The sequence below is a fragment of the Streptomyces albiflavescens genome (assembly GCF_014645835.1).
Taxonomy (GTDB): Bacteria; Actinomycetota; Actinomycetes; order Streptomycetales; family Streptomycetaceae; genus Streptomyces; species Streptomyces albiflavescens.
In genome coordinates this window covers 969,000-991,802 of record NZ_BMMM01000002.1, presented here as the reverse complement: position 1 = coordinate 991,802, position 22,803 = coordinate 969,000, and the positions used below count along the sequence as shown (strand labels likewise).

At 71.4% G+C, this 22,803-nt stretch carries 20 protein-coding genes; 10 read left to right on the top strand and 10 right to left on the bottom strand.

What is annotated here, in order from left to right:
- The first annotated feature begins 296 nt into the window (after positions 1–296).
- Positions 297–1,541, top strand: coding sequence for a cytochrome P450 (locus IEY95_RS09315; protein ID WP_189185379.1), 1,245 nt, complete (start codon positions 297–299; stop codon positions 1,539–1,541).
- A gap of 222 nt (positions 1,542–1,763) precedes the next feature.
- Positions 1,764–3,374 (top strand): DUF8823 domain-containing protein, encoded by a 1,611-nt coding sequence (locus tag IEY95_RS09310; RefSeq protein WP_189185459.1) that lies wholly within the window; start codon positions 1,764–1,766, stop codon positions 3,372–3,374.
- Here the strand turns inward: IEY95_RS09310 and IEY95_RS09305 are convergent.
- Positions 3,328–5,388, bottom strand: coding sequence for a bifunctional glycosyltransferase 87/phosphatase PAP2 family protein (locus IEY95_RS09305; protein ID WP_189185378.1), 2,061 nt, complete (start codon positions 5,386–5,388; stop codon positions 3,328–3,330). The two genes, IEY95_RS09310 and IEY95_RS09305, sit on opposite strands and share 47 nt — an antisense overlap.
- A 467-nt stretch (positions 5,389–5,855) precedes the next feature.
- On the opposite strand from IEY95_RS09305, the gene proP reads away from it, so the two are divergent.
- From proP to IEY95_RS09290, 3 genes are all read left to right on the top strand, one after another.
- The gene (gene proP, locus IEY95_RS09300; protein ID WP_229702731.1) at positions 5,856–7,241 is read left to right on the top strand and encodes a glycine betaine/L-proline transporter ProP; all 1,386 of its coding nucleotides are present in this window, start codon (positions 5,856–5,858) and stop codon (positions 7,239–7,241) included.
- 143 nt (positions 7,242–7,384) lie between these two features.
- The gene (locus tag IEY95_RS09295) at positions 7,385–8,473 is read left to right on the top strand and encodes a DUF2330 domain-containing protein (RefSeq protein WP_373294448.1); all 1,089 of its coding nucleotides are present in this window, start codon (positions 7,385–7,387) and stop codon (positions 8,471–8,473) included.
- A gap of 97 nt (positions 8,474–8,570) precedes the next feature.
- Positions 8,571–9,242 (top strand): O-methyltransferase, encoded by a 672-nt coding sequence (locus tag IEY95_RS09290; RefSeq protein WP_189185376.1) that lies wholly within the window; start codon positions 8,571–8,573, stop codon positions 9,240–9,242.
- Between the two features lie 85 nt (positions 9,243–9,327).
- Here the strand turns inward: IEY95_RS09290 and IEY95_RS09285 are convergent, their stop codons facing one another.
- On the bottom strand, positions 9,328–9,723 hold the full coding sequence (locus IEY95_RS09285; protein ID WP_189185375.1) for an FHA domain-containing protein: 396 nt from the start codon (positions 9,721–9,723) through the stop codon (positions 9,328–9,330).
- Positions 9,724–9,842: 119 nt separating this feature from the next.
- Between IEY95_RS09285 and IEY95_RS09280 the strand changes: the two genes are divergently transcribed.
- On the top strand, positions 9,843–10,247 hold the full coding sequence (locus tag IEY95_RS09280) for a DnaJ family domain-containing protein (RefSeq protein ID WP_189185374.1): 405 nt from the start codon (positions 9,843–9,845) through the stop codon (positions 10,245–10,247).
- Positions 10,248–10,396: 149 nt separating this feature from the next.
- On the opposite strand, the gene IEY95_RS09275 is transcribed toward IEY95_RS09280, so the two are convergent.
- From IEY95_RS09275 to IEY95_RS09260, 4 genes are all read right to left on the bottom strand, one after another.
- Positions 10,397–11,092, bottom strand: a complete 696-nt coding sequence (locus IEY95_RS09275) for a hypothetical protein (protein ID WP_189185373.1) — start codon at positions 11,090–11,092, stop codon at positions 10,397–10,399.
- 161 nt (positions 11,093–11,253) lie between these two features.
- The gene (locus IEY95_RS09270) at positions 11,254–11,943 is read right to left on the bottom strand and encodes a hypothetical protein (protein WP_189185372.1); all 690 of its coding nucleotides are present in this window, start codon (positions 11,941–11,943) and stop codon (positions 11,254–11,256) included.
- 80 nt (positions 11,944–12,023) lie between these two features.
- Positions 12,024–12,536: a nuclear transport factor 2 family protein gene (locus tag IEY95_RS09265; protein WP_189185371.1), complete on the bottom strand. Its 513-nt coding sequence runs from the start codon at positions 12,534–12,536 to the stop codon at positions 12,024–12,026.
- Between the two features lie 86 nt (positions 12,537–12,622).
- Positions 12,623–13,342: a helix-turn-helix transcriptional regulator gene (locus IEY95_RS09260; RefSeq protein ID WP_189185370.1), complete on the bottom strand. Its 720-nt coding sequence runs from the start codon at positions 13,340–13,342 to the stop codon at positions 12,623–12,625.
- A 150-nt stretch (positions 13,343–13,492) separates the two neighbouring features.
- Here IEY95_RS09260 and IEY95_RS09255 point away from each other — a divergent pair, with 150 nt between their 5' ends.
- Positions 13,493–14,008, top strand: a complete 516-nt coding sequence (locus IEY95_RS09255; protein WP_189185369.1) for a GNAT family N-acetyltransferase — start codon at positions 13,493–13,495, stop codon at positions 14,006–14,008.
- An 18-nt stretch (positions 14,009–14,026) separates the two neighbouring features.
- Here IEY95_RS09255 and IEY95_RS09250 read toward each other — a convergent pair whose 3' ends face one another.
- Positions 14,027–16,147, bottom strand: a complete 2,121-nt coding sequence (locus tag IEY95_RS09250; RefSeq protein ID WP_189185368.1) for an MDR family MFS transporter — start codon at positions 16,145–16,147, stop codon at positions 14,027–14,029.
- Between the two features lie 331 nt (positions 16,148–16,478).
- The gene (locus IEY95_RS48820) at positions 16,479–17,258 is read right to left on the bottom strand and encodes a hypothetical protein (protein WP_229702729.1); all 780 of its coding nucleotides are present in this window, start codon (positions 17,256–17,258) and stop codon (positions 16,479–16,481) included.
- 22 nt (positions 17,259–17,280) lie between these two features.
- Between IEY95_RS48820 and IEY95_RS48815 the strand changes: the two genes are divergently transcribed.
- Positions 17,281–17,505 (top strand): peptidoglycan-binding domain-containing protein, encoded by a 225-nt coding sequence (locus IEY95_RS48815; protein ID WP_229702727.1) that lies wholly within the window; start codon positions 17,281–17,283, stop codon positions 17,503–17,505.
- A 640-nt stretch (positions 17,506–18,145) separates the two neighbouring features.
- Here the strand turns inward: IEY95_RS48815 and IEY95_RS09240 are convergent.
- Together IEY95_RS09240 and IEY95_RS09235 are read right to left on the bottom strand one after the other, a co-directional pair.
- A complete protein-coding gene (locus IEY95_RS09240) occupies positions 18,146–18,814 on the bottom strand; it encodes an HAD-IA family hydrolase (RefSeq protein ID WP_189185366.1) in 669 nt (222 codons plus the stop codon).
- Positions 18,815–19,324: 510 nt separating this feature from the next.
- Complete coding sequence (locus IEY95_RS09235; protein ID WP_189185365.1) at positions 19,325–19,906, bottom strand: TMEM165/GDT1 family protein; 582 nt, start codon at positions 19,904–19,906, stop codon at positions 19,325–19,327.
- 495 nt (positions 19,907–20,401) lie between these two features.
- On the opposite strand from IEY95_RS09235, the gene IEY95_RS09230 reads away from it, so the two are divergent.
- Both IEY95_RS09230 and IEY95_RS09225 read left to right on the top strand, forming a co-directional pair.
- The gene (locus tag IEY95_RS09230) at positions 20,402–21,046 is read left to right on the top strand and encodes an HNH endonuclease family protein (RefSeq protein ID WP_189185364.1); all 645 of its coding nucleotides are present in this window, start codon (positions 20,402–20,404) and stop codon (positions 21,044–21,046) included.
- A 98-nt stretch (positions 21,047–21,144) separates the two neighbouring features.
- Positions 21,145–22,782: an alkaline phosphatase D family protein gene (locus IEY95_RS09225; protein WP_189185363.1), complete on the top strand. Its 1,638-nt coding sequence runs from the start codon at positions 21,145–21,147 to the stop codon at positions 22,780–22,782.
- Positions 22,783–22,803 lie beyond the last annotated feature (21 nt).

Below are 22,803 nucleotides of genomic sequence, written 5' to 3'. Positions count from 1 at the left end.
CGCCCGCGCGGCGCGGGCGTCCCGGCCCACCCGCCACGCAGAACTAGTACGCGTTCTAGTTCTGAGTGCAGTCTGCTGACAGCATGTCCACCACCGCAAGGGTCTTGCAGGCTCCGAAGTTGCGATCTGCACGAATCCCGCACGCAATTCGAGGCCCCGTACCTCTTGCCACTTGTAGAACCCGTTACTACCTTCACGGCAATTCCGCTTTCCTGATGGACCGTCAGAACCGGTGACCGGAAACGGCCGCCGGAACCCGATCGCCAGAACCGTAGGTGCGAGACCTGGAGTTGCCGATGCCCTGTCCAGCGCTGCCCGACGGGTTCGATTTCACCGATCCCGATCTGCTGCACCACCGCGTGCCCCTCCCGGAGTTCGCCGAGCTGCGCCGGGCCGAACCGGTCCACTGGATTCCGCAACAGCCGGGGATCGCGGGCTTCGAGGACGACGGCTACTGGGCCGTCACGCGGCACGCGGACGTCAAATACGTCTCCACGCACCCCGAGCTCTTCTCCTCGTTCCTCAACACCGCGGTCATCCGCTTCAACGAGCACATCCAGCGCGAGCAGATAGAAGTCCAGCGGCTGATCATGCTCAACATGGACCCGCCCGAGCACACCCGGGTCCGCCAGATCGTGCAGCGCGGCTTCACCCCGCGGGCCATCCGCTCCCTCGAGGACGCCCTGCGCGCCCGAGCCGGCTCGATCGTCGAGAACGCGCTCGCGCACGCGGGCCCGGACGGCGCCTTCGACTTCGTCACCCAGGTCGCCTGCGAGCTGCCCCTGCAGGCCATAGCCGAGCTCATCGGCGTCCCGCAGGACGACCGCGCCAAGATCTTCGACTGGTCCAACAAGATGGTGGCGTACGACGACCCGGAGTACGCGATCACCGAGGAGATCGGCGCCGAGTCGGCCACCGAACTCATCGCGTACGCCATGAACATGGCCGCCGACCGCAAGCAGTGCCCGGCCAAGGACATCGTCAGCACACTGGTGGCGGCCGAGGACGAGGGGAACCTGGCCTCCGACGAGTTCGGCTTCTTCGTGCTGCTGCTCGCCGTCGCGGGCAACGAGACGACCCGTAACGCCATCACGCACGGCATGCACGCCTTCCTCACCCACCCCGAACAGTGGGACCTCTACAAGCGGGAGCGCCCGAAGACCACCGCCGAGGAGATCGTCCGCTGGGCGACCCCTGTCGTCTCCTTCCAGCGCACCGCGACCCAGGACACCGAACTGGGCGGGCAGCAGATCAAGAAGGGCGACCGCGTCGGCATCTTCTACTCCTCCGCCAACAACGACCCCGAGGTATTCGAAAGCCCCGACGTCTTCGACATCACCCGCGACCCCAACCCGCACCTCGGCTTCGGCGGCGGAGGCCCGCACTTCTGCCTCGGCAAGTCCCTGGCCACCCTGGAGATCGATCTCATCTTCCATGCGATCGCCGACGCGATGCCGAACCTGCGCCTCGTCGGCGACCCGCGCCGGCTCCGTTCCGCGTGGCTGAACGGCGTCAAGGAGCTACAGGTCAGCGCGGACTGAGGTACTCGGGCCGACGGCCTTCCCGGTATCCGTCGGCCCGTCCCGTGGGAGGCAGGGGCATCCCCCCTACGCCCTGCCCCTGCCTCCCCCGCGACAAGTCGCTCCACGACGTAATGAACGTTTCCGTTCGGTTTCACGTCTTCTCACGTGGCACAGCCAACCCGCCCTTTCGAAGACTTCGAACGGAAACGCCGAGCCGTGGTCTCTGCCGACCTGACCGACCTGAGCCCCGCCCGGCCGGACCGTGCGGAGCCGTCCCGGAACCGTCGCGTCCGTTCGTTCTGCCGCCGCCACCGCCTCCCGCTCCTGGCCACCGTGCCGATGCTGCCGCTGTACGCGGTGTGGTGGTTGTTCCTCGCCACCGGCGGCGGCGATCTCGCCGCCCAGGAGGCCTGGGCCGGCTTCGTGTCCCGGCACGGCGGATCGGTGTACAACCTGTTCTGGTACGGCGGGATGCACACCGCCAACTACAGCCTGATCTCCCCGTACCTGATGGCCGCCCTCGGCGTGCGCACGGTGACGGTGCTCTCCGGGCTCGCCGCCTCCTGGCTGGCCGCCGTGCTGATCGAACGCACGGGAATACGCCGCCCGTTGGGTCCGGCGCTGCTCGCCTCCCTCGCGCTGTGGTGCAACGTCGCGTCGGGGCGTACGACCTTCGCGCTCGGCGTCGCCCTCGGGCTCGCCGCCTGTGTGCCGCTGGCGCGCGAGCGACGCGTGCTGCTGGCCGTGGCCTACGCGACGCTCGCGACGATGGCGAGCCCGGTGGCCGGGCTGTTCCTGGCGGTGGTGGGGGCGGCGTATCTCGCGGTACGGGACCGGGTGCGGGGCTGCGCGCTGCTGGTGCCGCCGGCTGTCGTGGTCGGGGCGACGACACTGCTGTTCCCCTTCACCGGCGAACAGTTGATGCCGCCGGCTCGGGTCTGGCCGCCGGTGCTGCTCGGGCTGACCGTGGCCGCGCTGGCCCCGCGGAGCTGGCGGGTGGCGCGGTGGAGCGGTGCCGTCTACGCGGCCGGGACCCTTCTGGCGTATCTGATCCCCTCGCCGGTCGGCACGAACGTCGAGCGGTTCGCGGAGCTGTTCGCGCCGGCCGTGCTGCTCGCGGTGCTGCTCGGCGCGCCGCGGCTGCACCGGGTGCGGCGCGGCGCGCTGGCCGCGGCACTGGTGCTCTCCGTCGCCTGGGTCGGCCAGAAGACCGTCGACGACCTGGAGGTCTCGACCGCGGTGCCGGCCTGGGCCGCCCACACCCACGGCGTCGTCACGGAGTTGGAGCGGCTCGGCGCCGACCGCGGCCGGGTCGAGGTGGTCCCGGCCCGTAACCACCGGGAGGCCACCGCGCTCGCCCCGCATGTGAACCTGGCGCGCGGCTGGAACCGCCAGCTGGACATGGAGCGCGGCCGAATCTTCTACGACGGCACCTTCTCGGCGGCGACCTACCGGGCCTGGCTGGACCGGTGGGCGGTCGGCTACGTCGTGCTGCCGTCGGGCAAGCCGGACGGATACGCGGAGGACGAGGCACGCCTGGTGAAGACCCGGCCCGCGTGGCTGGAGCCGGTGTGGCGCGACGCGCACTGGCGGGTGTTCCGGGTGCGCGACGCGGTGCCGCTGGTGTCGCCGCCCGCCTCCGTCGTCCGGACCACCAGCGCCGAGGTCGATGTGCGGGTGCCGAGGCCCGGCTCGGTGACCGTGCGCGTCGCGTACTCGCCGTGGCTGCGCGCCGAGGGTGGCTGCCTGAAGAAGAGCGGCGAGTTCACGCGGCTGACGGTGGCCGAGCCGGGCGAGTACCGGATCAGCTCGGAGTACGGCCCGTCACCGGGACCGGCACCTTCGTGCTGACCGCGCCGCCGTCCACGGGTTTCATCAGGGCCCGCGGCCGCGGGCCCTGGAACACATAGGTCAGGCCGAAGCCCGCGCCGACGACGGCCGCGCCGCCCACGGCGTCCAGCACCCAGTGATTGCCGGTCGCCACGATCGCGGAGACCGTGAAGAAGGGGTGCAACAGACCGAGCGCCTTCATCCACCACTTGGGCGCCAGGATCGCGATCACGAGCCCGCACCACAGCGACCAGCCGAAGTGCAGCGAGGGCATCGCCGCGTACTGGTTGGTGAGCGCGGTCAGCGTGCCGTAGTCCGGCTTGGAGAAGTCCTGCACCCCGTGCACGGTGTCGATGACGCCGAGGCCCGGCATCAGGCGCGGCGGGGCGAGCGGGTAGAGCCAGAAGCCGACGAGCGCGAGCAGCGTCGCGAAGCCGAGCGCCGAGCGCGCCCAGCGGTAGTCGGCCGGGCGGCGGGCGTACAGCACGCCGAGGACGGTGAGCGGGACGACGAAGTGGAACGACTCGTAGTAGAAGTCGAGGAAGTCCCGCAGGAAACCGACCTTGACCACGGCGTGGTTGGCCCAGTGCTCGATGTCGATGTGCAGGAACCGCTCGATCGCGAGTATCTGGTCGCCGTGGTGTTCGGCGGTGGCCCGGCCGCCCGCGTTGGTGCCGCCCGTCGCCGCGAGCCTGACCTGCTGGTAGGCGGAGTAGCCGACGCGGATCAGGATCAGTTCGAGCAGCAGGTTCGGGCGGGTGAGGACACGGCCGAGGAAGGGGAGCAGCGGGACACGCTTGAAGCGGGTGGGGACGGGCTGCGCGTACTCGGTGGGGATGGGTTTGCGGTAGTGCTCCGAGGTACGGGACAGGAACGGCACGACGGTGGCCGCGGCGAGCGCGGCGAGCAGCACCACGTTGTCGCGCAGCGGGTAGACCACCGCCATGTTCGGCAGCATCATCTTCGCCGGCAGCGTCATGACGAGGATGACGGCGACGGGCCACATGTAGCGGTCCGAGGTCTTCCTCCCGACCCGGCCGACGACCGCGAGCAGCACCCACAGCAGCTGGTGCTGCCAGGTCGTGGGCGAGACGGCGACCGCGACACAGCCGGTGAGCGCGACGGCGAGCAGCAGCTGGCCGTCCTTCGCGTAGCGCACGGCGCGCCGCAGACCGAGGACCGCGACGGCCGCGCCGAGCAGCAGGAACAAGCCGATCTCCAGCGGGCCGGTGAGGCCGAGCCGCAGGAGCGCCCCGTGCAGCGACTGGTTGGCGAGGTCGTCCGCGTCCTTGCCGAGGCCGACGCCCGCCAGGTGGTGCACCCAGTACGTGTACGAGTCGTGGGGCATCGCGGCCCAGGCGAGCGCGGTGAGGGCGGCGAAGGTGATCCCGGTGGACCGGGCGGCGCCGCGTCGCCCGGTGAACCAGAGCAGCGGCGCGAAGAGCAGCACCGTCGGCTGGAGCGCCGCCGCGAGGCCGATCAGCACACCGCTGGCGCGCTCTCCGCGCACGACGAAGCAGCCGAGCAGAACGAGCAGCACCGGGATGATGCTGGTCTGGCCGAGGTAGAGGGTGTTGCGCACGGGCAGCGACAGCATCAGCAGGCTGATCGCGACGGGCGCGGCGAGCAGCGACGTGCGCCGGCTCACGGGCTTCGGCAGGGCCCGCGCCGCGATCAGGCCGAGCGCGACGACCAGCGACAGGGTTCCGAAGGTCCAGGCCCAGCCGAGGGCCTGCTCGGCCGCGCGGGTCAGGGGCTTGAGGACGAGTCCGCCGAAGGGGGTGCCGGTGAACTGCGTCGAGTCGTACAGCGACCCCTTCACATGGAGCACGCCGTTCGTGCCGACCCAGGTCTCCAGGTCCGTGAGCCGTTCCCCCTCGGGCGTGCTGAGGACGGCGGTCACCTGCCGTATCGCCAGGATGGCGGCGATCACCCACAGCCCGATGCGGACGGCGCGCAGCCGTTCTCTCGCCGTATCGACAGCCCCCGCCCCAAAGGCATTACCCGCTCGTCCGCCGTGCTCCGCATCCGCCACGCCGCGTCGGCCCTCCCGCCCGATTCGTCCCGTGCGTCCCACACGCCATTCGTCCCGTGCGTCCCACACGTCCCGTACGTCCGTCCCTGCCGGGACCCTATGAGGCTTGCACCGCCCCGATTGAGAGACGCAGGCAACCCCCTCTTCACCTGACGTCCTCCCGCCTTTTGTCCGAATGACGATAGTGCGCGGACAGTTCGGTTCCCGTCTCACTGCGCGACATAGCTCACAGACAGGCCGATGCAAGGGGACTCCCAGCGGTCGTATCGCACCTGCGTACGCCGCGTTCATACGCACTGCGCGGCGAGTCGCGTACACCGCGTAATGCGGATGAGTACCCCTATGGTCGCTTTTCGGCCCACTCCCGGTGGGCCAGGTCCCCACCCGGCGTGGGCCGCGCCCCACCCAGCGGGTGGGTCACGTCCTCGCCCCAGGGGTGGACCACGTCCCTGTCCCCGAGGAAAGGCATGCCCTTGTCGTCCGCCACAGCCGTCGCGCCCGTCGTCCCCCGACCCCGGACCCCCGCACCGCCGGAGGCCACCGTCACCGACCCCGCCCTGGTGAAGCGCGCCGTAAAGGCCGCCGCCCTGGGCAACGCGATGGAGTGGTTCGACTTCGGCGTCTACAGCTACATCGCGGTGACCCTGGGCAAGGTCTTCTTCCCGTCGGGCAACCCGACCGCGCAGCTGCTCTCCACCTTCGGCGCCTTCGCCGCGGCCTTCCTGGTCCGCCCGCTCGGCGGCATGGTCTTCGGCCCCCTCGGCGACCGCATCGGCCGCCAGAAGGTCCTCGCGCTCACCATGATCATGATGGCGGTGGGCACCTTCGCGATCGGTCTGATCCCGTCGTACGCGACGATCGGCGTCGGCGCGCCGATCCTGCTCCTCGCCGCCCGCCTGGTGCAGGGCTTCTCGACCGGCGGCGAGTACGCGGGCGCCTCGACCTTCATCGCCGAGTACGCGCCGGACAAGAAGCGCGGCTTCTTCGGGAGCTGGCTGGAGTTCGGCACGCTCGTCGGCTACATCGGCGGCGCGGGCCTGGTCACCCTGATGACCGCCCTGCTCTCCACCGACGATCTGCTGTCCTGGGGCTGGCGGATCCCGTTCCTGATCGCGGGCCCGATGGGCATCATCGGCCTCTATCTGCGCATGCGTCTCGAGGAGACCCCGGCGTTCGCGGCGGAGCTCGAGAAGGCCGAGACCGACCGCCCCAAGGTGCCGCTGCGCGAGATGATCACCGGCCAGTGGCGCGCCCTGCTCCTGTGCATGGGCCTGGTGCTGGTCTTCAACGTCACCGACTACATGCTGCTCTCCTACATGCCGAGCTATCTGACCAGCGAGCTCAAGTACGACGAGACGCACGGTCTGCTCGTGGTCCTCGGCGTGATGGCCCTGATGATGATCGTGCAGCCCTTCGCGGGCGCTCTGACCGACCGGATCGGCCGCCGCCCGGTGATCGCCGCGGGCTGCGTCGGCTTCCTGGCCCTGTCCGTCCCGGCCATCCTGCTGATCCGCCAGGGCAGCCTGCTCGCGGTCGCGCTGGGCATGGGTGCTCTCGGCCTGCTCCTTGTCTGCTTCACCGCCGCGATGCCCGCCGCGCTCCCCGCGCTCTTCCCGACGAAGGTCCGCTACGGCTCGCTCTCCATCGGCTTCAACGTCTCCGTCTCGCTCTTCGGCGGCACGACCCCGCTGGTGGTCACGGCGCTCATCGGGGCGACCGGGAACATGATGATGCCCGCCTACTACATGATGGCCGCGGCCGTGATCGGCGGCGTCGCGGTGTGGTTCATGACGGAGTCGGCGGGGCGGCCACTGCCGGGTTCGGCGCCGTCCGTCGAGCCTTCGGTGCGCTGACCTGGAACCGTGGCTTCCGTCGTGTCGTCTGAGACCCTGTCCGACGGCACGACGGAAGGCTACGGGGGATGTTGCGCGATATACGGAGGCGTTGGTCGGGTTTCGCAAGGGGGCGCGTACTGGGCGTCGTACTGGCGCTGTCGGTGATCCAGCTCGGATCGCTGGTGGCACCGGCGTACGCCTGTGGGTGCGGTGCCATGGTGCCGGACGGCACCCAGCACGTCACCGTGAACCGGGAGATGTCCGTCGTCCGCTGGGACGGCCGCCAGGAACAGATCGTGATGAGCCTGACGGTCTCCGGGGACGCCCACAAGGCCGCGTGGATCATGCCGGTGCCGCACCGCGCGACGGTCGAGCTCGGCGACCGTCAGATCTTCACCCAGCTCAGCGAGGCGACCGAGCCCGCATTCCGCACCCGGCACTACTTCTGGCCGCGCGGCGGCGACTGGCCCTTCGCCAGTGACGGCGACTCCGCCGACGCCCCGCGCGCCGGCGCCACGGCACCCTCCGTCGGCGTCGTCGGCCGCGAGCACCTCGGCCCCTTCGACGTCGCCCGCCTCACCGCCACCGACTCCGACGCGCTCGGCGACTGGCTCGCCGACAACGGCTTCCGTCTCCCGGACCGTCTGAACGAGGCGCTGCGCCCGTACGTCGACCAGGGCTGGGAGTACGTGGCCATCCGCCTGGCCCCCCAGGACACCAAGAACTCCGACGCCCCGCTCGGCGGCACCCTCGACCCGCTCCACCTCACCTTCGCCAGCGACAAGCTGGTCTACCCGATGCGACTGTCCCGCCTCGCTCAGACGCCGCAGTCCCTCGGCCTGTACGTCCTCGCCGCGCACCGCATGGAACCGGCCTCGGCGATCGGCGGGGACCGGCCGGAGGTCTCGTTCGCGGGCCGCCTCACCGGGACGTCGGGCGCGCTGGACCGGCTCACCGATGGCGGCACGGACTTCCTCACCGCCATCGACCAGGAGTTCCCGCAGCCCGAGCGGATCACCGGCGACTACCAACTGCGCCGCATGACGACCGACGCGGCCTACCGCCGGGTGATCTACGACGACATTCTCCTGAAGGTGGGCGGCATACCGGCGTGGCTGCTGACGGTGACCGGCCTGCTGGCGCTCGCGCTCGTGGCCGTGGTGATGGGCATACGGGCCCGCAGGCACCGTCCGGTGCTGCCGCCTCCTCCCGTGCAGGCACCGCCGCCGATCGGTCGACCGCACGGGTGAACGCCGGGAAACCCGCTGGCGAGCACGCGCACCCGCGACTAGATTCGCCCGCGGAACTAGTTAGTCCCTCTAACTAGGCATACGAAAGGCATGGTGCATGAGCGAGTCGCAGCTCTGGAACGACGTCGACGACTACTTCACCGCCCTCCTCGCCCCCGCCGACGACACACTCACCGCGGCGCTGCGCGACAGCGACGCGGCCGGACTGCCGCCCATCAACGTCGCCCCGAACCAGGGCAAGCTGCTCCAGCTCCTCGCCCAGATCCAGGGCGCACGCCGCATCCTGGAGATCGGCACGCTCGGCGGCTACAGCACGATCTGGCTGGGCCGCGCCCTCCCGGCCGACGGCCGCCTGATCACCTTCGAGTACGACGCCAAGCACGCCGAGGTCGCCCGCGGCAACCTCGCCCGCGCCGGCCTCGACAAGATCGCCGAGGTGCGGGTGGGCCCCGCCCTGGAGTCGCTGCCGAAGCTGGCCGACGAGAACCCGGATCCCTTCGACCTCGTCTTCATCGACGCGGACAAGGTGAACAACCCGCACTACGTCGAATGGGCCGTCAAACTCACCCGGCCGGGCAGCCTGATCGTCCTCGACAACGTCGTCCGCAGTGGCGCGGTCACCGACGCGGGCAGCACCGACCCGAGCGTGCGGGGCACCCGGGCCGCACTCGAACTGATGGCTTCCCACCCGAAGTTGAGTGCAACGGCGATCCAGACGGTGGGGAGCAAGGGGTACGACGGTTTCGCGCTGGCGCGCGTGCTGGCGTGACCGCTGTCGGGGCCAGGGCCTGTCTTCTAAAGACAGGCCCTGGGCCGCTGGCAGACCCTGGGCCATAGGCAGGCCCTGGGCCGTCCTAGGCCTCGTGATAGAAGCCCACGTTCACGGTGCGCGGGCCGGTGCGGTCCTGAATGACGAGTTCGCCGGAACTGCCCGCGGGGAGCTTGGCCGTCCCGCCGTACGGGAACGCCTGAGCCGGCTGTCCGGCCAGCGTCAGCCGTACCTCCGAGGACGGCTCCGAGCGGGAGCCACGCAGCCAGGTGACCTGCCACGAGCCGTCCGGGCCGCACAGGAACTCCAGGTGGACGCGGGACACGAACAGCCAGTCGTCGGGGGTCGCGAGACGGCACATGGCCCGGTCCCGGCCCACCCGCAGCACGGCACCCGGGTCGCTCGGTGCGTCGGCCATCAGCATCCCGGCCGTCGCACCCGCGTCCGCCCCGGCTACCGAGGCCATGGTGAGTTCGAGCACGTGCGCTCCTTCGTGTCGTACCGGTCCAATTGTCCACGTGCGGGGCACCTTTGGCGCGCCGCCGCCGCATGATAATTCGACCGATCGCCCCGCCGTGCGCCCTCCGGCACAATGGACTCATGACCGAGCGAAAGCCACCCGGCGTCAGCTTCGAGTCCTGGATCGACAAACAAATCCGCGAGGCGCAGGCGCGCGGCGAGTTCGCGGAACTCCCCGGCGCGGGGAAGCCGCTGCCACAGGTCACCGACGCGTCGTACGACGAACTGTGGTGGATCAAGCAGAAGATGGCCCGCGAGGGACTGTCCGTGCTCCCGCCGTCACTGGCGCTGCGCAAGGAGGCCGAGGACGCGCTCGCCGCGGCATCCGCCGCCCCCTCGGAGCGGGCCGTACGCCGGATCATCGAGGACATCAACACCAAGATCCGCGAGATGATGTTCAGACCCCCACCCGGACCTCCCCTCGGCCTCAAGCCGTACGACGTGGAGGAGATCGTCCGCGCCTGGCGCGAGCGCCGGGAGGGGTGACCCATCGGCGAAGAGGGGTGACCCATCGGCGAATGGGGGCCGCGCCCCGGGACATGGTCCGGGACGCGGCCCTCACTGCTGGGACCGCCGGTTCTGGAGCTCCCACCTTGCTCGTGTGCGGAGTTTTGTCGACAAGTCGTGCGTCATGCTCAGAGTCGGAGCAGGCGTTCCGTCATCTCGCGGTAGTCCCGCAGCGCCAGCCGGAGGTCTTCGGTGGTCGCGGTGGCCTTGTCGGGCGACTGCCACGACGTGCGCAGCGTCCGGCGGCGGTGGGTCACCGCCTCCGTGAAGCGCGTGGCCAGCTCCTCCAGCAGGTGGTCGGCCTCCTCCACGGCGTCCCGGGGGCCGTCGACGAAGCCGCCGACCGCGTGCCGCAGTCGCAGCGAGAACTTGTCGCACTCGTCGCGGGGCAGCATGCGGGTGTCGTGCGCGGCGGGCCGGCCAGGGGTGCCCGCGCGTTCGGCGGCCTGCGCGTCGCCGCCCGGGCGGGGGGCGTCGGCGGACTCACCGCCGCGCACCGCGTGGACGGTGCCCGAGCGGTCCGGTCCTCGCTCGCCGCTCACGGGCTCGGGGGCCGGGGTCTCGCGGCCGGGGGTGCCGCGGGCCGGGGCCTCGCGGGCGGGGGTGCCGCGGGCCGGGGTCTCGCGGCCGGAGGTCTCGCGGGCCGGGGTCTCGCGGCCGGAGGTGCCGCGGGCCGGGGCCTCGCGGGCCGGGGCGTCGACGCCTTGCTCGGGCGGGATGCCGGTGCCGGAGCGGTCCGGCTCCCGGCCGCCGCCCGCCGCGCCCTCGCCCGTCATGGCCTTGCCGGACGACGGGACCGCTCCGACCGCCTCAGGGCCGCCCACGCGGCCTTTCATGGCCTCGCGGCGCCGTGTTCGTGCGGTGCCTTGCCTGCCCTCTGTGCCTCCGGTGCCTCCGGTGCCTTCTGCGCTTTTGGTGCCTCCGGTGTCTTCTGTGCTTTCGGTGCCCTGGATGGCGTCACTCGATGGCCTGTCCTCCACGTTCCTCAACTCCCCTTTGCGTGGCGCCTGGTGAATGCCCACGGCAGGTGGCCGCCCCGGCCGTCGGAGGCGGAGCCCTCGGGGCGGGTGGCCGGCTTCGCGGCGTGGTCCGCGCGGTGGCGCGGGGTGTCGTCCTCGCGGACCGGGGTCACCAGGTCCTCGAAGAGGGCGCGGGCCTCGATCATGGCCTCGCGCATCTCCTCCGTACCGGCAGGGCCCTGCGGGGCCCCGTCGGTGCGGGCCTGCGCGACGCGGTGCACCCGGCGGTAGCCGTGGACGTGGTGTCCGTGGTGGACGGAGAGCGCGGCGACCTGCTCCTCGTAGCGGCCGCCCTCGGGGAAGCCGCGCGCACCGGCCAGCTCACCGAGCAGCCGGTCGGCCTCGGCCACCGCCTCGCGCGGCGAGTCGACGAAGCGTTCCTGGGCGGCCGTCCAGCGGGCCGCGTACTGTTCGCGGGCCGCGGGCTCCAGTGGCCGCTCGCGCAGCTCGCCGTGCCTCTTCACCCGCTCGGCCAGGTCGCGTTCGGCGGCCTTGGCGTCACCGTCGTGCCGGGCGACGGTCCGGTCGTACTCGGGCCCGAAGCGCCGCCGCAGGCTGCGCCCGCCCTGCGGCCTTCGGGCGAGGAGGGTCGGGGTGGCCGCGACAACGACGGCCGCCACGATCACGATCAGAGCGATGATCACGCCTGTGGACATGGATGCCTTCCGGGGTTCTCGACCCGACGGGCCGGTTCCCGGGCCGGGTTGCCCGGAAGGCGCCCCTCAAACGGGGTCCGTCACGGGGCGAAGCGCCGCAGCCCCGTCACCGACCACACGGTCACGATGCGCCCTTCCTCCACCTGGAACAGATCGATGCCGCTCTTCGCCATGGTGATCCCCGACTCGTCCCGCCGTGTCACGTACCAGCGGGACGCCACGCTGCCCTGCCCGGCGTCGACGAGCGGAGTGCCTTCGACGGCGTAGCGATGTCCGGGCAGCGATGCCCGGAAGGCGGCGACGTAGTCGACGATGGCCTGCGGTCCATGGAGGGTGTCGGTGTCCGCTTTGTCGGGGTCGTTGCCGAAGCGGATACGGAAGTTCGGGGCGAGGAAGCGTTCGGGCTCGGTGAGGTCGCCGTTCCACAGGGCCGTCCAGCGTTCGAAGAGCGCGATGCCGGTCGCCGGGGTGAGGGCGGTGCCGGGCGTGGGGTTCCCGGGCGTGGGGTTCCCGGGCGTGGGGTTCCCGGGCCTGGTGATGTCGGTCGTGGCGTTGTCGGTAGTGGTGTTGTCGGTCGAGGTCGTCGCTGGCATGGCTGTCGCCGTCCCTGTCCTTCGGTGCGGAGTTCGTGGCATCAGCCTCGTACGGGTGCGCGACACCCCTGTGTCGGTGATTGCCGTCACATTCCGAGCTCTCCCAGCGGCACCAAGTCCCATCCCAGCATGTCGAGTTCGGCCGGGTCGACGGAGCGCCGCGGTGCCCGCTCGTCGAGCATCACGGCCTCCCGTATCCGGTCCAGGCGGAAGCACCGGGCCCCGGACCGCAGCCGGCACCAGGCCAGCAGATACCAGTGATCGTGGCCGCCGAGGAACCCGAGCGGTTCGACGGTGCGACCGGTCACCGCGCCCGCGACGTCCGCGTACTCCAGGCGCAGTGTCCGCCCGGCGGTCAGCGCCTCGCACACCGGCCCCGGCACCGTCGGCACGGACGGCCGCCGCTCCGCCGACGCGGGGACGAGCAGGCGGACCCGCCCGGCGAGATCGGCCGCGGCGGCCCGCTCGTGCCCGGGCATCACCGCGAGCACCTTGTGCAGCGCGCTGCGCGCGTCGGCCGCGAACGGCGTGCCGGTGAGCGCACGCAGCCCGACGGCGAGCGCGGTTGCCTCGGCCGGCGTGATGGACAGCGGCGGCAGGGTCCGCTCCCTGTCCAGGACATAGCCACCGGTCCGGCCGGGCTCGGCGTGGATGGGCACACCGGACTGCTGCAGCGCGGCGAGATCCCGCTCGATCGTGCGGATGCTGACCTCGAAGCGGCGCGCGAGCGTACGGGCGCTGCGCGGGCGGGGTGCGGCGGCACGCAATTCTTCGACGAGGGCGTACAACCGGTCGGTTCGGTTCACGTCAGCCGGTCCTCCAGTCCGACGAGCCTGTGCAGCCCGGCCGGCCCGGCCAGTTGGTGCGGTTCATGCCCTCCAGTCTCTCCGCTGTCACTGACAGTCCGCCGTAATCCGCTTGCGGACCGGGGGCCGCGACTCCTGAGAATGACCGTCATGACCCGTACGCGTACGACGACTTCCTGGACCGTCGCCCCCGAGCCCTTCGACTCCCCCGTCGCCGCCGCGCTCTGGCGGGCGTACTACACGGAGGTCAGCGACCGCTGGTATCTGTTGCACGAAGGGCGCACGACGGATCCCGACGAGCTGGAGCGGGAGGTCGCCGCGCGGACGGGGGCCGAGTTCGCGGCGCCCACCGGGGTGCTGCTGGTCGCGCGGTACGACGGTGAGCCCGGGGGCACGGCGGGGGTGCGGATGCTCGACGCCACGACGGGCGAGCTGAGCCGCGTGTTCGTCCGCGAGGAGCTGCGCGGCAAGGGTGGCGGCCCCGTGCTGCTCGCGGCGGCCGAGGAGGCGGCCCGCGGCCTGGGCGCCGAGCGGCTGATCCTCGACACCCGCAACGACCTCGTGGAGGCGCGCGCACTCTACGCCCGGCACGGCTACGAGGAGACCGAGGCGCACAACGACGACATCTACGCCGAGCACTGGTTCAGGAAGGAACTGACCGGCTGACTCGGGGAGTTCGCGGACTCAGACCGGCCTCCCCTGCGGGCGCGACGCCGCCCCGTCGTGCGGCTGTTCCGCGTCGGATCCGCACATCTCGGTGTTCAGCTGCTCGACCAGCTTGGTCAGGTCGGTCGGACAGTCCGCGCTCCACCAGTCGCCGAGCAGCTCGGCCAGGGACTCCTCACGGGCCTTGGCGAGTTTCTCGGCGGCCTCGCGGCCCTGGTCGGTCAGGACGAGGTCGAGTCCCTCGCGCAGCACGAGCCGGCGCTCCTCGACCTGCCGGGCGGCGGCGAGGACGACGCTCAGCGGTACGGTGCTGCGCTCGGCCAGCTCCGCGGGCTCCGCCCACCCGTACTTCTTGATCCGCAGCAGCAGCCAGCTCGCCGCGGGCAGCAGGTCCAGGCCCGCCCGCACGGTGATCTTCTCGTAGATCTCGCGCCGCCCCTCCCGGGTGCCGAGCACGGACAGCGCCCGGCACACCTCGTCGTACGACGACCGCTCCACCGGATTGGTGGCGAGCGTCTCGGTGACGTCCGGCGCCATGACGGACCCCCGCAGCTTGTCCTCGCGCAGGAACCAGGCCAGTACGAAGCCGAGCACGGCGACCGGGGCGGCGTACAGGAAGACGTCCGTGATGGACGACGCGTACGCATGCAGCACCGGCTGCCGCAGCGCGGTCGGCAGCTCGCCGATGCCCTTCGGGTCGGCCTTGAGGGAGTTCGGGGAGATGCCCGCGGGGAGCTGCTGCCCGCTGAGCGCGACCGTCAGCTTGTCGGCGAGGCGGCTCGCGAAGACCGTGCCGAAGATGGCGACCCCGAACGAGGCGCCGATGGAGCGGAAGAAGGTCGCGCCCGAGGTGGCGACGCCCAGATCCTCGTACGACACCGCGTTCTGCACGATCAGGACCAGCACCTGCATGACCAGGCCGAGCCCCAGACCGAAGATGAAGAAGTACGAACTCATCTCGCCGGTGCTGCTGTTCTCGTCGAGCTGGTGGAGCAGCAGCAGACCGATGGCCGTGACCCCGGTGCCCGCGATGGGGAACACCTTCCACCGGCCGGTACGGCTGACGATCTGTCCGGAGACCGTGGACGACAGCAGCAGACCGAACACCATCGGCAGCATGTGCACACCGGACAGGGTGGGCGACACGCCCTGGACGACCTGGAGGAAGGTCGGCAGATAGGTCATCGCACCGAACATCGCGAAGCCGACGATGAAGCTGATGACGGCGGAGAGCGTGAACGTGCGGATACGGAACAGTTTGAGCGGGAGGACGGGTTCGGCCGCCCGCCGCTCCACGGCGACGAACACCACGGCCAGGACCACGCCCAGCACGACGAGGCCGATGACCTGGGCCGATCCCCAGCCCCAGGTGGTGCCGCCGAGCGAGGCCACCAGGATCAGGCAGGTGGCGACCGCGGCTATGAGGAACGTGCCGAGATAGTCGATGACGTGCTGTGCGGACTTCCTGGGGATGTGCAGGACCGCCGCGATCACGGCGAGCGCGACGATGCCGACGGGCAGGTTGATGTAGAACACCCAGCGCCAGCTGAGGTGCTCGGTGAAGAGCCCTCCGAGCAGCGGCCCGAGGACGCTGGTCGCCCCGAAGACGGCGCCGAACAGCCCCTGGTACTTGCCCCGTTCACGCGGCGGGACGAGGTCGCCGACGATCGCCATCGACAGCACCAGCAGCCCACCGCCGCCGAGGCCTTGCAGCGCCCGGAAGCCGATCAGCTGGGGCATGTTCTGCGCCAGGCCGCACAGCGCGGAGCCGATCAGAAAGATCACGATCGCCGCCTGGAACAGCTTCTTCCGGCCGTATTGGTCACCGAGCTTGCCCCACAGCGGGGTCGCCGCGGTCGACGCGAGCAGGTACGCGGTGACCACCCAGGACAGGTGCTCCAGACCGCCGAGGTCGCTGACGATGGTCGGCAGCGCGGTCGACACGATCGTCTGGTCCAGCGCGGCGAGCAGCATGCCCATCAGGAGCGCGCCGATCGAGACGAAGACGCTGCCGTGCACGGTGTCGCGCGCGTCGGCGGCGGCCGCCGCGCGCCGCCGCACGGCCGACTCGTTCACGCCGGTCGGCCCGCCCGCGTCGTGCGTTTCGGTCGTGTCCGAACCGTGCGCATCCCCGGTCATGCGGCCTCCCTGAGCCCCGAGGGTCTGGGTCACCCTCCATCCTGGTCGGTGTGACCGGTTATGGCCTGTTGAGTCCGGCGGAGGCGGGGATTCCGGGGGGACTCTGGAGATTGCGTGAGGGACCTCCGGATAATCTCTGGAGTTCTCCACGGGGGAGGGACCCACGCATGACTGAACCGAACGGGCATGTATGCCCCGAGTGCACGGCACCCCGCGCGCCGGACGGCACTCCGTCCTGCGCCTGCGCGCAACGGGCGTCCGACGCGCTGCGCGACGCCCGCACGGCGGAGGCGGCAGCGGCGGAGGACTTCGATCCGTTGCGGATTCGGCCCTATGTGGAGCTGGGGGCGGGGGGCTCCGCGGGGGCCGGGGCGGGGGGAGCCGTCGCTCCGGAAGGCGCCGTCGCTCCGGAAGGCGCCGTGGCTCCGGAAGGCGCCGTGGCTCCGGAAGGCGCCGAGGAGGGCCTGGGCTCCGGGTCCGACTCCGGGTCCGGATCAGGAGCCGGGTCCGACTCCCGGTCCGGGTCCGACGCCGACTCCCGGTCCGGGCCCGCCTCCGGGTCCCGGTCCGGGTCCGACTCCGACTCCGGGTCCCGGTCCGCGTCCGCGTCCGCGTCCGACTCCACGATGCGTCTCGCTGCCGTGCCGTCCGACGCGGCCGTGCGGCTCGGCGCGACGCCGTCCGAGCCGCGTGCAGCCGACGTGGACCTGTTCCATGAGCAGTCCCCGGAGCCCGGTCCGCCGGCCGTCCCGGACGAGCGGCCCCGGCGTCGGCGTACCGCTGTGCTGGTCGTCGCGGGAGCCGTCGTGGCCGTTGTGGCGGCGGCGGGGATCGCGAGCGGGCTGTTCTCGTACGACACTCCCGCGCGGAACGGCGCTTTGCCTGAGGGTGTACGGGCGAGCGTGCCGGAGGTGTCGTCCGCGGCGGCCTCGGTGTCGCCGTCGCAGAGCGCGTCGTCCACGGCGCCTGTGCCGGCCGTTCCGGCTCCGTCGCTCAGCGCGAGCCCGTCGCCCTCGGCATCCCGGTCGAGCGCGTCGGCCACGCCGTCCCAGTCAGCCACGCCGACGCAGACGCCGACGAGCGCGAGCGCGACGGGTTCGGTGGAGCCCACGCGCGACGGCTCGGACGACCGCGTGCAGACTCTGCAGCGCGGTGACAAGGGCCCCGAGGTCACCGAGCTCCAACTGCGCCTACGCCAGTTGTCGCTCTACATGGGCAACGACGACGGCAAGTACGACAACCAGGTCGAGGAGGCCGTGCGCCGCTACCAGTGGGCGCGGGGTATCACGGCCGACGAGCAGGGTGTGTACGGCGGGGCAACCCGGACAAGCCTGGAGTCGGAGACGACGGAGCCCTGAGCGATGGCCGCGCCGCCGCGCCCGGTGGACGGGGCGGGGCTACGTGACTGCGCCCGCGCCCGGTGGACGGGGCGGGGCTACGTGACTGCGCCCGCGCCCGGTGGGCGGGTCGGGGCCGCGCCGGTACATCCGCCCCGTCGCCGGCGGCAGATCGCTTGGGCTACAGGGGCCTGCCTGTTGGCAACCACGTAAGCGACGGGGCATGTGATGTACCGGCGCGGCCCCTTCCGTGGTCTGGCGACTGCGGGTGCGTCGAGGGTACGGCTGCGACTGCGGGCCCTGCGCCGCGACTGCGGCCGCGTCGACGGTACGGCTGCGACCGCGGGCGGCTGCGGGCCGAGCGCCGCGACTGCGGCCGCGTCGACGGTACGGCTGCGACCGCGGGCGGCTGCGGGCCGAGCGCCGCGACTGCGGCCGCGTCGAGGGCACGGCTGCGACCGCGCGCGACTGGGGGCCGCGCGTCCCACCCGAGCGGGTGCCAGCGCTCTTCCCGCCCGTCCGGTGCTTGATCTTTCAGCCCGTCCGGCGTTTGAGGACGAGGCCGTTCAGGCCGATGCGGGGGTCTGGGGGCGGCAGCCCCCAGGTACGGGACGGGTAGGGGCGGAGGGGGCGAAAGAACTCACGGTCCCCTCAGCGGACCTCAGCCGTCGATGTGCAGCCGGATCAAGCCGCCCCCGGCGGACTCCACCCGCACCTGCGTAAGGTCGCGGACGAGGACGTCCGGCCGATGGAAGCCCGCCCGAGGCCCGACCCCGACGACCCGCATCCCGGCAGCCCGCCCCGCCGCGATCCCCGCCCCGGAGTCCTCGAAGACGACGCACTCCTCGGGCGCGACACCCAGCTCGGCGGCCCCCTTCAGAAACCCCTCGGGATCCGGCTTGCTCGCGCCGACGGACTCGGCGGTGACGCGCACGTCGGGAAGTTCGAGCCCGGCGGCAGCCATCCGTGCGTTGGACAGGGCCACATCCGCGGACGTCACAAGTGCGTGCGGCACCCCGGCAAGGGAGGCCAGGAACTGAGGAGCGCCCGGAATCGCGACGACACCGTCCATGTCGGCGGTCTCCTCGGCGAGCATCCGCGCATTGTCGGCGTGGTTCTGCTCCATCGGCCGATCCGGCAGCAGCACCGCCATCGAGGCGTACCCCTGCCTGCCGTGGACGACCTTCATGACCTCGTCCCCGTTCAGCCCGTGCCGGTCGGCCCAGCGGCGCCAGCAGCGCTCGACGACGACGTCGGAGTTGACGAGGGTGCCGTCCATGTCGAGCAGGAGGGCGCGGGCGGTCAGAACGGTCGTGGCCGTCATCGGCATGCTCCAAGGCGCGGGAAAGGGGGCCAAGGCGTGGCCCCCGGGACAAGGCGGCCCCGCCCGCCGGTCAGGGAGTGCGGGCGGGAGCCACTTTGTTCCTCAACGATACAAAACAAGACCCCCACGGCGCCACCGCCCCTGACCTGCACTTCCACCGGCCCACCCGCTGCGGCCACCCTCGCGACGCCACAAGGACGCCTCTCCGACGCCGTACGGACATCGAGACACCCAAGCCCCCACACCCCGCAGCCGCCAGACGACGGTCGGGGCCGTGCCGGTACATCGAATGCCCGTCGCTCACGTTCGGACCTGGAAACGGATCCCAGGAGGCCAACGTCTGATCCACCGGCGACGGGCGGATGTACCGGCACGGCCCCGACCCACCCACCGGCGAAAAGCGACGCCACCCACCGGCGAAGGCCGGATGCATCGGCACGCCCCGACCCTCGCACCGACGGAAGGCGACGCCACCCACCCACAGAGAGCGACGCAACCCACCGACCCCGCCAGGCCTCAGCCCGCCACGGCCTCGTACAGACTCCACGCACCCAGCGCCGTCATGAGCACCGCCGCCACCTTGGTGATCAGCTCCAGCGGCACCCGCTTCATCAGCGCCTTGCCCCCGACGATGCCGAGCCCGGCGACCGCCCACAGCGCGAGGACCGCGCCGAGGCCGACGGAGAGCGGGTCGTCGTAGCGGGCCGCGAGGTTCGCCGTCATGATCTGGGTGAGGTCACCGAACTCGGCGACCAGGATGAGCATGAAGCCCGCCCCCGAGACCTTCCAGAAGCTCTGGTTCTCGGGCTTGCGGATCTCCTCCTCGTCCTCGTCCTTCTTCATCAGCAGAACCGCCGCGCCACCGAGAAAGAGGACACCGGTCAGCGCATGCACGATCTGCTGCGGCAGCAGGGTCAGCACGCTGCCCGCCGCGACGGCGAGCGCGACATGAAGGGCGAAGGCGGCGGCGACACCGGCGAAGACGTACGACGCACGGTAGCGCGTGCCGAGGACGAGGCCGGCGAGCGCGGTCTTGTCCGGCAGCTCGGCAAGGAAGACGACGCCGAAGACGAGCGCCATCACACTGAAGCTGATCAAAATTCCTCAATCGGTCGGGCTGCCCCACCGAGAGTGCTGTAACTGCGCTGCGACACCTCGGCACGGCAGCACACAGCGGCACCCGCGCCGGGAGGCGCGGGCAGGAGCACCCACGCCGCATGAACGACACGGCACGGGCGGTGCACTGCTTGCCGAAGGTCTCGCTGGCCGACCCCTCGAAACGAGGCCTGCCTCCGGGCGCCGGCTCAGACGAGCTGAGCAGTATGTCGACGGTCCGGCGAAGAGCTACTCCCCTTCTGCGCCGTCCACCCTACGGGATGCCCGGACGGAGGCCGTAGGGCCTTTGGTCCCGACATGACTCAGCAGCCCGCTCACGCCGCGAAACCTTCGCACCGACCGACTGATCTTGTCGTGAGCATTGCTATGACATGAGCACGTCACTAGCTTCTTACCTGACTCACACCTTCCGGAAATCCACCGCCGCAAGCATGTGCTCGCTCACCCCCAACGGCCCCCCACTCCAAGGGAGTTCGCATGCCAAAGGTCTACGCGCGTCGACGGCTGAGCATACTCGCAGCCCTCACCGGTCTGATAGCCACAGTCGGGATATTCAACGGCCCGACCGCCTCCGCCGCGCTGCCCACCCCGGTCAGCGCCGCCACCGCCCGCACCTACCTGGCCTCTCTCACCGTGGCGACGGAGAACCGCACCGGATACAACCGTGATCTGTTCCCCCACTGGATCACCATCTCCGGCACCTGCAACACCCGCGAGACGGTCCTGAAGCGCGACGGTACGAACGTCGTCACCGACTCCTCCTGCGCCTCCACCAGCGGCAGTTGGTACTCCGTCTACGACGGCGCCACCTGGACCGCCGCCTCCGACCTCGACATCGACCACCTCGTGCCGCTGGCCGAGGCCTGGGACTCCGGCGCCGGCGCGTGGACCACCTCGCAGCGTCAGGCGTTCGCCAACGACCTGACCCGCCCCCAGCTCATCGCCGTCACCGACAACGTGAACCAGGCGAAGGGCGACCAGGACCCGGCCGAGTGGATGCCGTCGCGCACCGCCTACGCCTGCACCTACGTCCGCGCCTGGGTCCAGGTGAAGTACTACTACGACCTCTCGGTCGACTCCGCGGAGAAGTCCAAGCTGAGCTCGGTCCTCAGCGGCTGCTGATCCGCGCGGCCCCCGCCGAACCGAACGCGGTTCCCGGAACCTCCCCGCCGACCTCCGTCATTCCGTACCGTACGGGGCGACGGAGGAGGGTGATCACCATGGCGGAGCTGCGCCTGGGACCGCTGCTGAGGTACGTCGACGGCTCGTCCGCGACCTTCTGGGTCGAGGCGAGCCGTCCGTGCACCGCGGAGGTGCGGTGCGCCGACGGCGCCCGCGGCGAGGCCCGTACCTTCCAAGTCGCGGGCCACCACTACGCGTTGGTGCCGGTGACGGGACTGACTCCGGGCACGGTCTCGTCGTACGAGGTGCTGCTGGACGGGAACCCCGTCTGGCCGCTGCCCGACTCCCCCTTCCCGCCCTCGGTGGTCCGCGCCCCCGGCGAGGACGCCACCGTCCGCGTCACCTTCGGCTCCTGCCGCTGGGCCGCGCCGCCCGCGGACGAGAAGGACCCGGTGGGTCCGGACGCGCTGGACAGCCTTGCCGCCCGCATCGCCTCGGACCCCGACGGCGAACGCCCGGACGTGCTGCTGCTGTTGGGCGACCAGGTGTACGCGGACGAGGTCTCCAAGGCCACCCGCCAGTGGATCGCCGCACGGCGCGGCCTCGCCGATCCCCCGGGCCATCAGGTCGCGGACTACGAGGAGTACACCCGGCTCTACTACGAATCGTGGCTCGATCCCGAGATCCGCTGGCTCCTCTCCACCGTCCCGAGCTGCATGATCTTCGACGACCACGACGTCATCGACGACTGGAACACCAGCGCCGCCTGGCTCGCCGACATGCGCGCCACCCCGTGGTGGCGCGAGCGAGTGCTGAGCGGCCTGATGTCGTACTGGGTCCACCAGCACCTCGGCAACCTCTCCCCGCGCGAGCTCTCCGACGACCTGCTCTACGCCGCCGTACGCGAAACCCCCGACGGCACCGACGTGCTGCGCGCCTTCGCCGCCCAGGCCGACACCGACCCCGCCTCCGTCCGCTGGAGCTACCGCCGCGACTTCGGCCGCACCCGCGTCCTCATGCTCGACACCCGCGGGGCCCGCGTCCTGGAGGAGCAGAACCGCGCGATGCTCGATCCGGGTGAGGCCGAGTGGCTGCGGGAGCAGGCGCTGGACGCCCCCGGTTCGTACGACCACCTCCTCATAGGCACCTCCCTGCCCTGGCTGCTGCCGCCTCTCGTCCACCACGCCGAGGCATGGAACGCCGCGCTGTGCCGGGGCGAACGGGGCGCCCGCTGGGCGCGGTTCGGGGAGGATCTGCGCCGGCGGGCCGATCTGGAGCACTGGGCCGCGTTCCCGGAGTCGTTCGAAGCGCTGACGGCGCTGATCGCCGAGGCCGGGTCGGGGGCGGACGCACCGGCGACCGTGTGCGTGCTGTCCGGGGATGTGCATCACGCGTATGTCGCCGAGCCGTCATGGCCCGGCGCCGCACCCGACGCCCGGGTTCTCCAACTGACCTGCTCCCCCGTCCACAACGCCATCCCGCTCTCCATACGACTGGGCTTCCGCTTCGGGTGGAGCGGGCTGGGGCGGGTCCTCGGCCACCGGTTCGCCCGGCACGGCGGCTGCGCACACCCGCCGGTCGACTGGCGCAAGACGGGCGGGCCCTGGTTCGGCAACCAGTTGATGACCCTGACGCTGCGCGGGCGTTCCGCTTCGCTGCGACTCGAACAGGCGCGCGCCGTACGGGGTGGGGGCTCGCGACTGAGGACGGCGGAGGAGTCGGCACTCACCCCGTAATAAGCCCATTGCGTACGGTTG

What these genes read in the sequence shown, in the direction of transcription:
- IEY95_RS09240 (WP_189185366.1), bottom strand. Translation starts at nt 18,814, where the DNA reads ATGCCGATGACGGCCACGACCGTTCTGACCGCCCGCGCCCTCCTGCTC.
- IEY95_RS09230 (WP_189185364.1), top strand. Translation starts at nt 20,402, where the DNA reads ATGCCAAAGGTCTACGCGCGTCGACGGCTGAGCATACTCGCAGCCCTC.
- IEY95_RS09280 (WP_189185374.1), top strand. Translation starts at nt 9,843, where the DNA reads ATGACCGAGCGAAAGCCACCCGGCGTCAGCTTCGAGTCCTGGATCGAC.
- IEY95_RS09225 (WP_189185363.1), top strand. Translation starts at nt 21,145, where the DNA reads ATGGCGGAGCTGCGCCTGGGACCGCTGCTGAGGTACGTCGACGGCTCG.
- IEY95_RS09315 (WP_189185379.1), top strand. Translation starts at nt 297, where the DNA reads ATGCCCTGTCCAGCGCTGCCCGACGGGTTCGATTTCACCGATCCCGAT.
- IEY95_RS09250 (WP_189185368.1), bottom strand. Translation starts at nt 16,147, where the DNA reads ATGACCGGGGATGCGCACGGTTCGGACACGACCGAAACGCACGACGCG.
- proP (WP_229702731.1), top strand. Translation starts at nt 5,856, where the DNA reads ATGCCCTTGTCGTCCGCCACAGCCGTCGCGCCCGTCGTCCCCCGACCC.
- IEY95_RS09270 (WP_189185372.1), bottom strand. Translation starts at nt 11,943, where the DNA reads ATGTCCACAGGCGTGATCATCGCTCTGATCGTGATCGTGGCGGCCGTC.
- IEY95_RS09255 (WP_189185369.1), top strand. Translation starts at nt 13,493, where the DNA reads ATGACCCGTACGCGTACGACGACTTCCTGGACCGTCGCCCCCGAGCCC.
- IEY95_RS09290 (WP_189185376.1), top strand. Translation starts at nt 8,571, where the DNA reads ATGAGCGAGTCGCAGCTCTGGAACGACGTCGACGACTACTTCACCGCC.
- IEY95_RS09265 (WP_189185371.1), bottom strand. Translation starts at nt 12,536, where the DNA reads ATGCCAGCGACGACCTCGACCGACAACACCACTACCGACAACGCCACG.